The organism is Phytomonospora endophytica, assembly GCF_014202425.1.
Lineage (GTDB): Bacteria > Actinomycetota > Actinomycetes > Mycobacteriales > Micromonosporaceae > Phytomonospora > Phytomonospora endophytica.
The window spans coordinates 1-12,663 of record NZ_JACHGT010000010.1 but is presented as its reverse complement, the minus strand read 5'-3'; the positions used below and the strand labels follow the sequence as shown (position 1 = coordinate 12,663).

The 12,663-nt window shown below is 69.2% G+C and carries 12 protein-coding genes and 1 pseudogene; 4 read left to right on the top strand and 9 right to left on the bottom strand.

What is annotated here, in order from left to right:
- Positions 1-91: 91 nt before the first annotated feature.
- The gene (locus tag HNR73_RS22450) at positions 92-1,030 is read left to right on the top strand and encodes an MBL fold metallo-hydrolase (RefSeq protein ID WP_184789559.1); all 939 of its coding nucleotides are present in this window, start codon (positions 92-94) and stop codon (positions 1,028-1,030) included.
- Here HNR73_RS22450 and HNR73_RS22445 read toward each other — a convergent pair.
- Together HNR73_RS22445 and HNR73_RS22440 are read right to left on the bottom strand one after the other, a co-directional pair.
- A complete protein-coding gene (locus HNR73_RS22445) occupies positions 1,027-2,697 on the bottom strand; it encodes an FG-GAP-like repeat-containing protein (protein WP_184789558.1) in 1,671 nt (556 codons plus the stop codon). The two genes, HNR73_RS22450 and HNR73_RS22445, sit on opposite strands and share 4 nt — an antisense overlap.
- Positions 2,698-2,776: 79 nt before the next feature.
- The gene (locus HNR73_RS22440; RefSeq protein WP_184789557.1) at positions 2,777-3,076 is read right to left on the bottom strand and encodes an ArsR/SmtB family transcription factor; all 300 of its coding nucleotides are present in this window, start codon (positions 3,074-3,076) and stop codon (positions 2,777-2,779) included.
- Positions 3,077-3,156: 80 nt separating this feature from the next.
- Between HNR73_RS22440 and HNR73_RS22435 the strand changes: the two genes are divergently transcribed.
- Positions 3,157-4,227, top strand: coding sequence for a questin oxidase family protein (locus tag HNR73_RS22435; protein ID WP_184789556.1), 1,071 nt, complete (start codon positions 3,157-3,159; stop codon positions 4,225-4,227).
- Positions 4,228-4,304: 77 nt separating this feature from the next.
- Positions 4,305-5,297: a methyltransferase gene (locus tag HNR73_RS22430; RefSeq protein ID WP_184789555.1), complete on the top strand. Its 993-nt coding sequence runs from the start codon at positions 4,305-4,307 to the stop codon at positions 5,295-5,297.
- Here HNR73_RS22430 and HNR73_RS22425 read toward each other — a convergent pair.
- Positions 5,294-5,488, bottom strand: a complete 195-nt coding sequence (locus HNR73_RS22425) for a hypothetical protein (RefSeq protein ID WP_184789554.1) — start codon at positions 5,486-5,488, stop codon at positions 5,294-5,296. The genes HNR73_RS22430 and HNR73_RS22425 overlap by 4 nt on opposite strands.
- 125 nt (positions 5,489-5,613) lie before the next feature.
- Between HNR73_RS22425 and HNR73_RS22420 the strand changes: the two genes are divergently transcribed.
- Positions 5,614-6,402, top strand: coding sequence for an alpha/beta fold hydrolase (locus HNR73_RS22420; RefSeq protein WP_184789553.1), 789 nt, complete (start codon positions 5,614-5,616; stop codon positions 6,400-6,402).
- Between the two features lie 82 nt (positions 6,403-6,484).
- Here HNR73_RS22420 and HNR73_RS22415 read toward each other — a convergent pair.
- The 6 genes and pseudogenes from HNR73_RS22415 to HNR73_RS22390 form a co-directional block, all read right to left on the bottom strand.
- Positions 6,485-6,925 (bottom strand): annotated as a pseudogene (locus HNR73_RS22415) (ATP-binding cassette domain-containing protein); the annotation flags it as partial.
- Positions 6,874-8,259, bottom strand: a complete 1,386-nt coding sequence (gene ltrA, locus HNR73_RS22410) for a group II intron reverse transcriptase/maturase (RefSeq protein ID WP_239122217.1) — start codon at positions 8,257-8,259, stop codon at positions 6,874-6,876. The gene ltrA and the pseudogene HNR73_RS22415, both read right to left, overlap by 52 nt.
- A gap of 597 nt (positions 8,260-8,856) precedes the next feature.
- Complete coding sequence (locus HNR73_RS22405; protein ID WP_184789550.1) at positions 8,857-10,023, bottom strand: hypothetical protein; 1,167 nt, start codon at positions 10,021-10,023, stop codon at positions 8,857-8,859.
- Between the two features lie 85 nt (positions 10,024-10,108).
- Positions 10,109-10,846, bottom strand: a complete 738-nt coding sequence (locus HNR73_RS22400) for an SDR family NAD(P)-dependent oxidoreductase (RefSeq protein WP_184789801.1) — start codon at positions 10,844-10,846, stop codon at positions 10,109-10,111.
- A gap of 549 nt (positions 10,847-11,395) precedes the next feature.
- Positions 11,396-11,596 carry a hypothetical protein gene (locus HNR73_RS39130; RefSeq protein WP_203686490.1) on the bottom strand — a complete coding sequence of 67 codons (201 nt, stop codon included), beginning with the start codon at positions 11,594-11,596 and terminating at the stop codon, positions 11,396-11,398.
- A 686-nt stretch (positions 11,597-12,282) separates the two neighbouring features.
- The coding region (locus tag HNR73_RS22390; RefSeq protein ID WP_184789549.1) for a transposase at positions 12,283-12,663 on the bottom strand (381 nt) is incomplete at its 5' end.

The following is a 12,663-nucleotide window of genomic DNA, read 5'->3' as shown; positions in this document are numbered from 1 at the left end:
CGAGCCCCGGTGAAATCCCTTGCACTCCGGTCCGGTCCCCCTGTTACCGTCGGCCGTCCGCAGACCCCCTCGCGCTCCACAAAGGACGGTCATGACGCACGAGCCGCCCGACCTCCTCGGCAAGGGGCATCCGTTCCGCCAGTGGAAGACCTGGACGATCCCGGGCACCGGGTACACCCTCAGCGGCTACTCACGCGCGGGCGACAAGACCTTCTTCCACATCCCCGAACTGCGCTGCGCCCTCGACGCCGGGCTCTGCGAGGGCCGGCGGGCCGACACCGTCCTGCTCACCCACACCCACGCCGACCACGCCAAGGACCTCGACTACCTGGCCGGCCCGGACGCCGACGTCTTCCTCCCCGCCGAGGCCGTGCCCTACGCCGACGACTTCATCCGGGCCTCGGCCCGGCTCAACCACGGTGCCGGATACGACCCGCGACTGACGTCCCACCGCCTGCACGGCGTGGTCGACGGCGACGAGTTCCGCTTCGGGAAACGCGAACACCACGTCCGCGTCGTCGGCTGCGACCACAAGGTCCCCTGCGTCGGTTACGCCGTCTCGCAGGTCGTCAAGGCGCTGCGGCCCGAGTACCGCGAACTTCAGCGGGAGCTGACCACCGCCGGGCGCGGCGCCGAGTTCGGCAAGACGATGGCGCGGTTGCGCGCCGAGGGCACCGAGGTCGACGAAGAGGTCCGCAAGCCCGTGTTCGCCTTCCTCGGCGACACCGCCGTGTCGGTCTTCGACCGCAACGCCTGGCTACTGGACTTCCCCGTCGTCATCACCGAGTGCAGTTTCCTGCACGACAGCGAACTGGCGCGCGCCGACCGCGACGGCCACACCGTCTGGAGCCGGCTGCGGCCGATCGTGGAGGCGCACCCGCGGACCTTGTTCGTGCTGACCCATTTCAGCCTGCGGCACACCGACCGCGAGGTCGCCGACTTCTTCACCGCGCCGGGAATGCCGGGCAACGTGCTCACCTGGGCGCACCCGGAGAGCCGTCTGCCCGAACAGCACCGGCGCGAGTCCTAGAAGATCAGCTCCCCGGCGGGAAAGCCGTAGCCGACCTGCTTGCGGGCTGCGTATCCGCCCGCGCCGTCGCCGGCGTAGAACCACAGCCCACCGGCGGTGTCGCGGCCGACCAGGTCGGCCCGGCCGTCGCCGTTGACGTCTCCGGCGGCGACGAGCGCGTCGTAGATCTGCCAGCCCGTCCCGATGCCCACTTTCGCGGCGAAGCCAGCCGCGCCGTTTCCGGCGTGGAACCACAGCGCTCCGGCGCTGTCGCGGCCGATCAGGTCGCTTTCGCCGTCGCCGTTGACATCGCCCGGAGCGAGCAGCGCGCCGTAGATCTGCCAGCCCGTGCCGATCCGGGCCTTGGGGGCGTACCCGCCCGTGCCGTTGCCCGCGTAGAACCACAGGTCCCCGGCGGCGTCGCGGCCGAGCAGGTCGGGTTCGGCGTCGCCGTTGAAGTCTCCGGGCGCCAGCAGCACGTCGTAGACCTGCCAGCCCGTACCGATCTGGCGGCGCGTGCCTCCCGAAAAGGATCCCGACCCGTCGGCGGGGTACAGCCACAGAAGGCCGCCCGCGTCGACGGCGACGATGTCCTCCGAGCCGTTGCCGTCGAAGTCGCCGTGGCGGACGACGGTCGTCATCATGTTCCAGCCGGTACCCGACTTGCAGGCCGGCGCGACCGTGCCGTCGGGCTTGCCGGAGTAGCGGTACAGGGCACCGGTGGCGTCGCGGCGGATCACGCCCGCCGTGGTCGTGCCCGGGACGCCGCAGTCGCTCCAGGTCGCCGCACCGCGCAGCAGCCGGTGGTCGGAGAGCCTGGTGTCGAGCGGCATCGAGTCGCCGACGACCTTCGTGAAGTACCGCTCGCCGAGGAACAGGTAGTCGATCTTGGAGTCGGCGTCTTTGCCGTCGAAGGTGAACTCGCCCGCGCGGCAGCGCGTGACCGATGCCGGGTCGCAGCCGCCCTGGGCGAAGTAGTCGGCGTCGGACTCGTCGGCCTCCCGGAAGGCCCCGGCGCCGCCGGGGAGGGCGGTGCCGTAGAAGGAGTTCATGGTCGGCTCGTCGGGGAAGGCGTTGAAGTCGCCGCCGAGCACGACCGGGATCCCGGCGTCCTGCCAGGCCTTGGCCTGTGCGGCGAGCTCTTTCGCCTCGGCGACGCGCAGGGGCTCGTTCGACCAGTAGAGGTGGACCGAGCAGGCCCAGTTGGCGCGGTTCTGGGTGTAGGTCTTGACGCAGGGCGCGTCGATCTCCTCGGTCTCACCGCCTTGGGTGAGTTCGAGGACGATCGAGTCGGCGATCGTGCCTTTGACCAGGATGGCCATCCCGTAGTCGCCGCCGGCGCAGACGTCGCTTCGGCCCCAGACGGTCTTTTCGAAGAGGCCGTTGAATCCCTTGGCGCGCAGGCGGCCGAGCAGGGTGTCGTACTGGGCGCGGCACACTTCCTGGAGGTGGATCTGGTCGGCGTTCCAGCCGCCGCCGTCGGTTTGGGCGACGATGTAGTCGAGGCGCCGGGCGAGGTCGAACTTCTGCGGGTCGGAGCAGACGTTGCCGCACATGTTGTAGCTGACGAAGCGCAGCGGCGGTGCCGCTCCCGGTGTGACGACGTCGGCGTAGGCCGCCGGTGCCGCCACGAGCGTGGTCAGCCCCACCAGGGCCGCGAACGCTAAAGACAACAGCCTCGAACGCATTGTGACCGTCCTCGCACAGAGTCCAATGTCGACCTTCGCCGTGGATCATACGGTCCCGGGTCGGTCGATGGGTGGTCGTTCAGCGCGCGGTCGTGACGCCGGTGAGATCGCCGAGCAGGCCGGCCAGCGGCGCGAGCGCCCGCTCGTCGAGCGAGTAGCAGATCGTGGTGCCCTCCCGCCGGGTCGTGACCAGGCCGGCCTCGCGGAGGGTGCGCAGATGCGCCGAGATCGTCGGCTGTGAGACGGCGAAGAGGTCGGTGAAGTCGCAGGCGCACGTGCCGGGTTCGGCGGCGAGGCGGCGCAGCACGCCGAGCCGGATCGGATGCGCCAGGGCTTTCAGGATCTCGACCTCGCGGCCGACGCTGTCGTCGTTTCCCACGAGCGCCAGTCTATCGCGCTCCGGCTATATATGCTTTACTCAATATAGAGACACGACTATATAGCTTCGGAGAGTCCCCCATGAGCTCCACCACCCCATCCGAACAGGGCATCCTCGACGAGGCCTACGGGCGCCTGCACGACTCCGGGCCCGAACGCGTCGGCGGCTGGCTCACCAACCACGCCCCGATGACCGTCGAGGCCCTCGCTCGCCACGGCCACGCCGACGCCGTCCACCACTGGATCGACGTCTACGCGCCCGCCCTCGACGAGGTCCCGCGCGGCCTCGACCCGGTCACCGACGACAACTGGCGCGAGGCCCTCGGCGACCCGAAGAGGCTCGGCGACTGGCCCGTGTGGTTCCGCCGCCACCTCGCCGAACGCGCCTGGACCGACGTGCTCGCCGAATGGTGGCCCCGGCTGCTCCCGGGCATCGCCGCCGGCGCCACCCACGGCGTCATCCGCGTCGGGCACGCCGTGCGGACCCTGCGCGAAGACGGCGTCAACGACGTCCGCCTCGAAGAGTTCACGCAGGCCCTCGCCTACTGGGCGGCCCGCTGGCAACCGGTCACCGGCGTGACCGCCCCGGCCGGCCGGCTCGACCCCCTGGCCGCACTCGACGGCGTACCGCGCGTCCCCGACCAGACCGGCGGCATCAACACACGCCTCGACCAGCTCAACGGCGTCGCCGCCTGGACACCCGCGCTCGCCGCGCTGCGCCCGGCCGCCGACCCCGACGACGGCCACCGGCGACTCACCGACGTCGTCTCGGCGGCCACCGCCCGCTACCTCGCCTTCGGCCACGGCAACCCCACGATGCTCGTACACGGCGCGACGGCACCCAGCGCGGTCCTGCGCGTGCTCCCGTCACTGCCCCGCGACCAGTGGGTCACCAGCGCGAACATCGGCTGGGCCGCCTCGGCCGCGGTCTTCGCCGCCTACGCGCCCACCGACCCGGCCGACACCGCCGAACTCCCGACGGTCGCGGAGGGAACCGACCCCGCCGACGTCTTCGCCGCGGCCGCCGCACACGGCGACGAACACGTCGTCAAACTCGCCGACACCGCACTCGACGTCTACGACTGGACCGGCGACACCAGCGCTCTCGCCGCCGCCCTGCACGCCCGCGACCTCCACGACCCGCACGGCTGACCCACTCCCCCACCCGTTCCACGCCGACGCCCCCTCGCCCGCCGCCTCGCGTACTACTGTGCAGGCGAGGAGGCGCCATGACCGAGTCCACGTCCGGGTGGGGCGGCGGCCTGTGGGCCGCGGCCGACCTGGTGACCCCGATGGCCGTCCGCGTCGCGGCGACCCTGCGCCTGGCCGACCACATCGCGGCCGGGACACGCACCGGCGCGGCCCTCGCCGAGGCCGCCGGCGCCGACCCCGACGCGCTCGCACGGCTCCTCGGCCATCTCGTGACCGCCGGAGTCCTCACCGCCGACGGCGGCGTCTACGCGCTGACCTCGATGGGCGAGCACCTCCGCGACGACGACCCGGAGGGCATCCGCGCCTGGCTCGACCTGGAGGGCGCGGTCGGATACGCCGACCTGTCCTTCGTGGAGATGCTGCACACCGTCCGCACCGGCGAGCCGGGGTACCCGCGCCGCTACGGGCGCGCCTTCTGGGAGGACCTCGCCGACGATCCGGCACGGTCGGCGTCCTTCGACGCCCTGATGGAGGCGCAGAAGACCGGCGAGGCGCCCGCGATCGCCGCGGCGTACCCGTGGGGCGAGCTCGGGCACGTCGTCGACGTCGGCGGGGGCAACGCGACGCTGCTCATCGCCATGCTGGAGGCCCACGACGGGTTGCGCGGCACGCTGCTGGAGCTTCCCGGCCCGGCTGCCCGCGGCGCCGAGGCCATCCGCGCCGCCGGTCTCGCCGCGCGCGCGAGCAGCGTCGCCGGGAGCTTCTTCGACGTGATGCCTCCCGGTGCGGGCGGGTACGTCCTGTCGTCGGTGCTGCACAACTGGGACGACGAGGACGCCGTCCGGCTCATGCGCCGCTGCGCCGAGGCCGTGGCGCCCGGCGGCAAGGTGCTGGTGGTCGACCACTTCGGCGTCGCGGGCGATTCCGAGGGCGACCTGCGGATGCTCTGCTACTTCCGCGGGCGCGAGCGCGGCCTTGAGCGGCTGACCGAGCTCGCCACGGTGGCGGGGTTGTCGGTCGAGACGGTGCGGCCGGGCGGTTCACGGTCGATCGTCGAGCTGCGGCGCTAGGACACCTTCTTCTTACGCGCACCGATCACGATCAGGACGAGTCCCACGATCGCCGTCGCCGGTCCGATCACGACCCAGATCTTCTCGCCGTTCATGCCGCCGCTCTGGCCGAGCAGGTCGAGACCCTGGAGGGTCCAGACCGCGCCGGACAGGACGAGCAGCGCACCGATGATCAGCCAAACCCAGCGCATGGACGGCTCCAGACATGTGTGTCCCGTTGGTCGGCCCATCGTCCCACGCCGTGCGGGCTGGCACCACCACGCGCCCCCGTATACGATACCGGGGGTAGGTATCTATCAGTCCCTTTAGGAGAGTTATGGCCGACCGATTCCTCACCCGCGACGGTGCCACGATCGCCTACGACATCACCGGCGAAGGCCCCCTCGTCGGATACGCGCACGGCGTCTTCCTGAGCCGCGCAGCCGTCCGCCGCCTCGAACTCCTCGACCTCGACGCCCTCGGCGAAGGCCGCCGCCTGCTCACCTACGACCAGCGCGGCCACGGCCGCTCGACCGGCCGGCCCCTCGCCGCCGACTACCGTTTCGAGGGCTTCACCGCCGATCTCCTCGGCGTCCTCGACGCCGTCGCACCCGGCGAGCCGATCGACTTCACCGGCTCCTCCCTCGGCTGCGCGGTCGCGCTGCACGCCGCCGTCGCCGCGCCCGAGCGCTTCGGCCGGCTCGTCGTGATGATCCCGCCGGTCGCCTGGGAGTCCGGGCCGAACCCCGCGCGGCAGTGGTACACCGACGCCGCCGAACAGATCGAGCGCGAAGGCGCTCCCGCCTGGCGGGCGGCCTGGGCCGCCGCCGATCCGCTGCCGATCTTCGCCGACTACCCGAAGTTCGACATGACGCCGGAGATCCCCGACGAACTGCTCGCGCCGATCCTGCGCGGCATCGGCGAATCCGACCTCCCCTCCCCCGAGGCCGTCGCCACGATCACGGCCCCGACGCTGATCCTGACCTGGGACACCGACCCCCTGCACCCCGTCGACACCGCCGAACGGCTGCACGAGTTGCTCTCCGACTCGCGCCTGCACGTGGCGAGGAGCCCCGGCGACGTGCAGACGTGGTCGCGGCGGATCGGCGAGTTCCTGGCCGAGTGAGACCGGGGCTCGTCGATCGGGCCTCTGTTGGTCGCGGTGGCCGAACCCGCTTCGGCGCTGAGTTCACGACGTGCGTGTGACTTCAGGGACGCTCGTGCAGGTATCCCAGGGCTTGGAGGTTGAACAGTTCGGCGTAGCGGCCGTCTTGGGCCATGAGCTGGTGGTGGGTGCCGTTTTCGATGAGGCGTCCGCGGTCGAGGACGTAGATGGCGTCGGCGTGGTGGACGTTGGCGAGGCGGTGGGTGATGAGGATGGTCGTCGCCTTCCCCGCGCGGGCGCGGAGGTGTTCGAAGAGAGTGTGCTCGGCGCGGGCGTCAAGGGCGGCGGACGGTTCATCGCAGATGAGGATGGGGGCGTCGCGGAAGAAGGCGCGGGCCGCGGTGAGGCGTTGCCACTGCCCGCCGGACAGGTCGTGGCCGTCTTTGAAGGAGCGGTCGAGAAGGGTGTCGTAGCCGTACGGGAGCTCAGAGATCATGTCGTGGGCACCGGCGGTCTCGACCCGGCCGTTGCCCTCGGCGGTGGTACGTCCGATGTGGTTGCGCCCCGGAACTCCAGCCCGTCGTAGGCGAGTTTCCAGCTGCCCGGCAGGCAGTACCCACGGCGTAGCTGTTTCCAGTTCAAAGGGTTGCCCCTCCGGGAGAACTTCAGCCGTATCCAGTGGGTCATGCGTCGCCAGGCATACCAGTCCAGGCTGTGGAACACCTTCCTGGACACTCCGTGTCGGAAGTACCTCGCCCACCCGCGCAGAGTCCGCCCCAGGCTGTCAAACAGCCACCGGACGTCTTCGTTGAGGGTGTGTCGGCGTGTTCGGTCTTTCACCGTCGCCTTCATGGCCGCGATCGCCTTCGCTGACGGCGTGGTGTAGACGTACTGCTTGTTGGTTCCGCGTTTCCGTCTCCTGTGGATGTGGAAGCCGAGGAAGTCGAAGCCCTCGTCTATGTGGACGGTGCGGGTCTTCTCCTCTGCCAGTCGCAATCCCACCTGAGCCAGCACGGTCGCGGCCTCATCGCGTAGCGCTTCGGCGTGGTGGCGTTCGCCCGCGACGACCAACACGAAGTCGTCGGCGTAACGGATCAGCCGCCAGTTGCCCATGCCGACGCGTGTGCGTTTCTGACGCGTCCATCGCGGGCTCATGTCTCGGTGCCATTGACGCTCGAAGTGCTCGTCCAGCACCGAGAGTGCGATGTTGGCCAGCAGCGGGGAAAGGATCCCGCCTTGGGGTGTGCCTGTCACGGAGTCTTCCCTGTCGCCGGTGGCCGTCATGACCCCCGCCTTCAGGAACGCCTTCACCAACGCGTTGACGCGTTTGTCCTTGATCCGGTTCCTGACCAGCCCCATCAACGCGGTGTGGTCGATCTCGTCGAAACACGCCCTGATGTCGGCTTCCATGACCCACTCGTAGGTCCTGGATGTCAGGTACTGGATCTCGGCAATCGCGTCGTGCGCGCGTCGCTTGGGGCGAAACCCGTATGAGCACGGCTTGAAGTCCGCCTCGAAGATCGGTTCGAGGACCAGCTTCAGGCTCGCCTGCACCACCCGGTCGGTCACGGTCGGTATCCCCAAGCGACGGACCTTGCCGCTGTTGCCCTTGGGGATGAACACCTGCCTGACCTCCACCGGCTCAAAGACCCCTGTCCGAAGCTGGTCTTGGACGTGGCTGAGGAAAGCCTCCACCCTGTTCCGGGTCTTGATGCGCGTCACCGTCACACCGTCGACCCCGGCCGTTCGTGCCCCATCGTTCCTGGCCACCACCTCGAAGGCGTGCACCAGGAAGGCCGGGTCATACACGAGGTTGAACAGGTCACCAAACCGGCGCAGACCATCGGCCTGCGCCCACTGATGCAACTTGATCTGCATTCTCTGTACCGCAGCCCACGCCGAGTCTTCACTCGGCCAGACCACGACGCCCGTGTTCACGAGCGTGTCTTCAGACATTGCACTCTTCTCCTTGCGTAACACGCTGCCGCCCTTCCCCATGTGATCGGCTTTCCCGACCTCGGAGTACTACGGCGGCTCCGCCCCGCACGCACCCTTCGGTAGGCGTCGCACCTATCCCCACCCACGGCTCTGGCTGAGCCGTGGCGAGGAGCGACCACGTACGGTTCCCACGTTCACCGATGTTTCGCTCGACGAGGGAGGCATCCGGCTTAACCCCTGCGGCATCGTCGTGGCTACGCCGTAGACCTTCACCACGACCTCCCGGCGAGTCAGCCTTAGACCCACCTAGAGTTCCCCGACCTGCCGAAACACGATCGGGTGCGCACCGCTTCCCAGCCCAAATCCACCGGGTTAGAGCTGGTTCGAACTTAAGAGGCATCAGACACCGGTTTCTCGCGTATACCTTCTCGTCTCGCTTGCCAGACCCAGCCGGTCCGGCAGTACCCGGCCGTCCTGGCGTTGTCAGAGCTGCTTTCCGCCCCACCCGGCGACCCCCGGGAAGGACTGCTCTCAGCTTCAGGCCGCTGCTACGACAGCGACCCGGCAGAGGTCTCTCACCTCCACTCGAAACATCAGCGCTTCGTGGCGCACCAGGCCGAGCTCGAACAGCGAGTTCACCGCCATGATCAGCAGACTGAGGCTCGTCCGTCCACTTTGGAGTGCCAGCACGGCGGTCGCCGCCGCCGACAACGGGACCGCCCCGATCAGCATGAGCCACCCGAGTGCCGCGTAGACCCCGATGCCCGCGAGTCCACCGGCCGCGCCGCCGATGGCACGGCTGAAGGTCTGGGTGCGCAGCACGTCGAAGTCGGCGCGGGTCTCCGTGGTCACGACCTTGCGATGCTCACCCATCAACCAGGCCGCGAGCGACAGGGACCGGACCTCGGCGGCGGAGTCGCGAGAGGCCATCAGGGTCTCCAGGATCCAGATCCTGCGCCGCCGTGCGATCCGGGTGAACCAGGAGACGTACTCGACGCGGGCCGCGCGCACCGCCGCCCATCCGGCCGGGAACGCCGCCGCGACCAGCAGGGCGAGCAGCACGGGGTGGATGATCACCAGGGCTCCGGCGACCGCGGCCACACCGGCCAGACCGGTGATGACGTCGATCGCCTTCTGGACCAGGGTCATCATCGCTTCGGCGCCACGTTGCCTGCTCTTGCCCATGTCGTCGGCGAGGGCGGCATCGTCGAACGCGGCCAGCCGCATGGTGGTCGTCGTGGCGAAGAACTCGGCCTCGACGGCGTTGAGCACCAGCGGCCGCAGGCGGGCCTGCGCCCACCCGGCGGCCATCGACAGTGCCGAGCGCGTCGCCATCGCCGCACCCACCACGACAAGCGACGGCACGGCGGCGCGAAGCCGTTCGGGCGTCGCGCCAGCGGACAGCAGGGCGGTGGCCACGCCCTGGGTGGCGAGCAGCCCGAAGGTCGTCGACACCCCCGCGGCCAGGTTCAGAGCCACACACGTGACCGTCATGGCCGGCGACGCCTGCCACGCCGAACTCAACGCCCGCGACACCAGAGCGGGGAGACGCCGGGCCATGGTGAGGAAGCTCGCCTCCACGAGCGCCTTGTCATGGGTCTGCCAACCCTGCGGCTCCAGCTCGGGCAGTGCCACGACCTCGGCGTCGACTGTGTCGTCGTCTCGCTGCCGCCGGGACGCGATGATCCCCCACAGTCGACGCATGATGTGCCCCGTCCTCGACCAGCCCCGACCGTGACTTTAGGAGGTCGGATGGGTTGAGGCCGTCAGGAATCGGACTGGAGGAGAGTCAGCGCCCGAGCATCGCCCCGCCGTTGCTGTTCAGGAACTCACCCGTGATGTAGCGCGCTTCCGGCGAGGCCAGGAAGGCGACGGCCGCGGCGATGTCGTCCGGTTCGCCGACCTGGCCGAGCAAGGTCTGCGCTCGCCGCCTGGCGAGCTCGTCCTCATCCGCGGGTCCGCCGAAGAACTCGGTGCCCGCGACGAAGCCCGGCACGACGACATTGGCGGTGGCGCCGTGCGGTCCCAGCTGCTGCGCCAGCGTGTGGTTCCAGGCCAGCAGGGCCGCCTTCACCGCCCCGTAGGCGCCGTTGCCGCGCAACGCGGCGATGGAGCTGAGAGTGACCACTCTGCCGCCGGGGCGGGCCAGACGCGGCAGGAGCGCTTCGGTGAGCAGGACGACCGGCAGAACGTTGTTGTCGAAGTCGCGCCGCCAACGCTCGGCGAACTCCTTCAGACCGCCCTCCCCCGCGGGCGTACCGCGCGCACCAGCGTTGTTCACCAGGACATCGACACGCTCAGGGAGTTCGGCCAGCTTCTGTTCGACCTCCTCCGGCGCGGAAAGGTCGACCGCGACGACCTCCACCGGGTGCGCCCCTTCGATCTCCCGGGCCGCCTCGCGCAGGACATCCGCTCGCCTCCCGAGGATGGTCACCCGGTCGCCCTGCGCGGCGAACCTCGCGGCGATGGCGCGGCCTATCCCGGTGCCACCGCCGCTGATCACTACCGAACGATCCGTGCCTGCCATGAGACCTCCCGATCCTCGCCGCTCACCATGCCACGGGCGTTCGGCATCCCGACGATCACGCCCACGGCGAGTGCGGCTGGTCGCAGGACGACCACGCCCGAAGCGGGTGCGCATGGCACCAAGAGACTTCAGTTTCATGGTCTTCGCAGCCGGGTTCCTCGTGGGGTAGACCTGGGCGGGAGCCTGTGAGTACAAGGGCGCGATACTGGGAATGAAGCAGTGACCTCGTCCGTGTCAGGGTCGTCCGGTCATGCCTCTGACCTGCGGAAAGAGTCGATCGGCAGGTCGGTCAGGCCGTTTGGGGAACGTTCAACGCCGTTGGCTGCGGTTCGGCTTCGCGGCCTGCTCCCAAATCCGCTGGGAGCAGGGGTCGCCAAGGTCCGTGACTGCAGGACGAGGTCGGCGTTGAGGGTCAGTGCGTGTCCCCGGCCTGGCTGGGGGTCTTGCGGCGGCCAAAAGCGCTTCTATCCTGCACAAGGCCAACCCTGGCCGAAGCGGAACCAACCGGACGCCGTCGGCAGAACATCCCGCCACCGCGGGCACTGCCGGTTACTCGTCGTTGTCGTGTCCGGCAATGATGCCGAGGTCCGCTTCGGACATCCCGAGGACCTTGGCGACCTGCTGGGTAAGAGCCGGTATCGGGTTGAGTGCTCCGTTGCGAAGCATGTAGATGGTGGACATCGATCGGAAACTTCCCGCTGCCATCGCCTTGACCGAGATCCCGCGCACATCCATCAGCCCGGTGAACACCTTCGCGAACGGATGCTGCTCCCGGCTGCCCTGCCGGGGTCGTGGCAGGGCCCAGAACCATGTCGCCGATCTTGGCCTGGAACCGGACCAGCCGGTCGGCGGTAAACCCGACCTTCGCGACGAAGGGCACTGCCTCGCCGCTGCTGGAGCCGACCAGGCCCGGCACCGACACCTCCGTCAACCGAGAGGGGTTGCTGCGGTAGTCGGTCTCGACCTCCACGGGTCGACCCGGTTCGACGTGGACAACCTTCCAGTCACGGTTCCACCAGACAAGCCCTTGCAACAGTCCGTTGAAGAAAGGCGGTAGGACGGTGAGGTCAACCGGCTCGGGAGGGTTCATCTGGCCCCCCCAGACGACACCGGGCCAGTACGTCAGTGCCGCGATCACATCGGCCGACAGCGTGAGATTGGCAAACTCCATGACCACACACTCCCACCAACCACCAGAACTGCCGCCCACGGCCAGAGCGGGTCCACTGATCATCCGATGGCGCCCAAGGAACGGGTGACTCAGCGTTAGCGATGTGGAACACCAGGACCGAACCGGCGGGCGCAGGAGCTGGGTGATTGCGGTGTGGCCATGGGGCAACCAGCGGCTTCGCCAACTGCGGGCACGAGCTCCACAACCCACTCACCATCCACACCACACTTGCAACAAGGACTGCACTTTTCAGTCTCTAGAGCTTCTAACAGGATCTTGGTAGTCGTCTCAGGCAGATGAGTGCGCAGGCCAGGGATACCAGGGCGTCGTGGATGTCGAGGCGGCGTTCCCAGCGGATGGCGAGGCGTTTGAACTGGTGCAAGTGGGAGATCGTCTGTTCGACGACGTAGCGGAGCTTTCCCAGGCCGGCGATGCCGGTAGTGCCTCGGCGAGGGATGATCGGCATGATCTGGCGTGCGGTGATCTGGGCGCGGACGCCCTTCGAGTCGTAGCCTTTGTCGGCAAGGAGCGCTTCGAAGCGGCGCCGGGGCCTGCCAGGTCTCCCTCGGACGGGCCGGATCCCGTCGACCAGCGCGATCGCCTGGGTGACATCGGGGATGTTCCCACCGGTGGTGATCACCCGCAA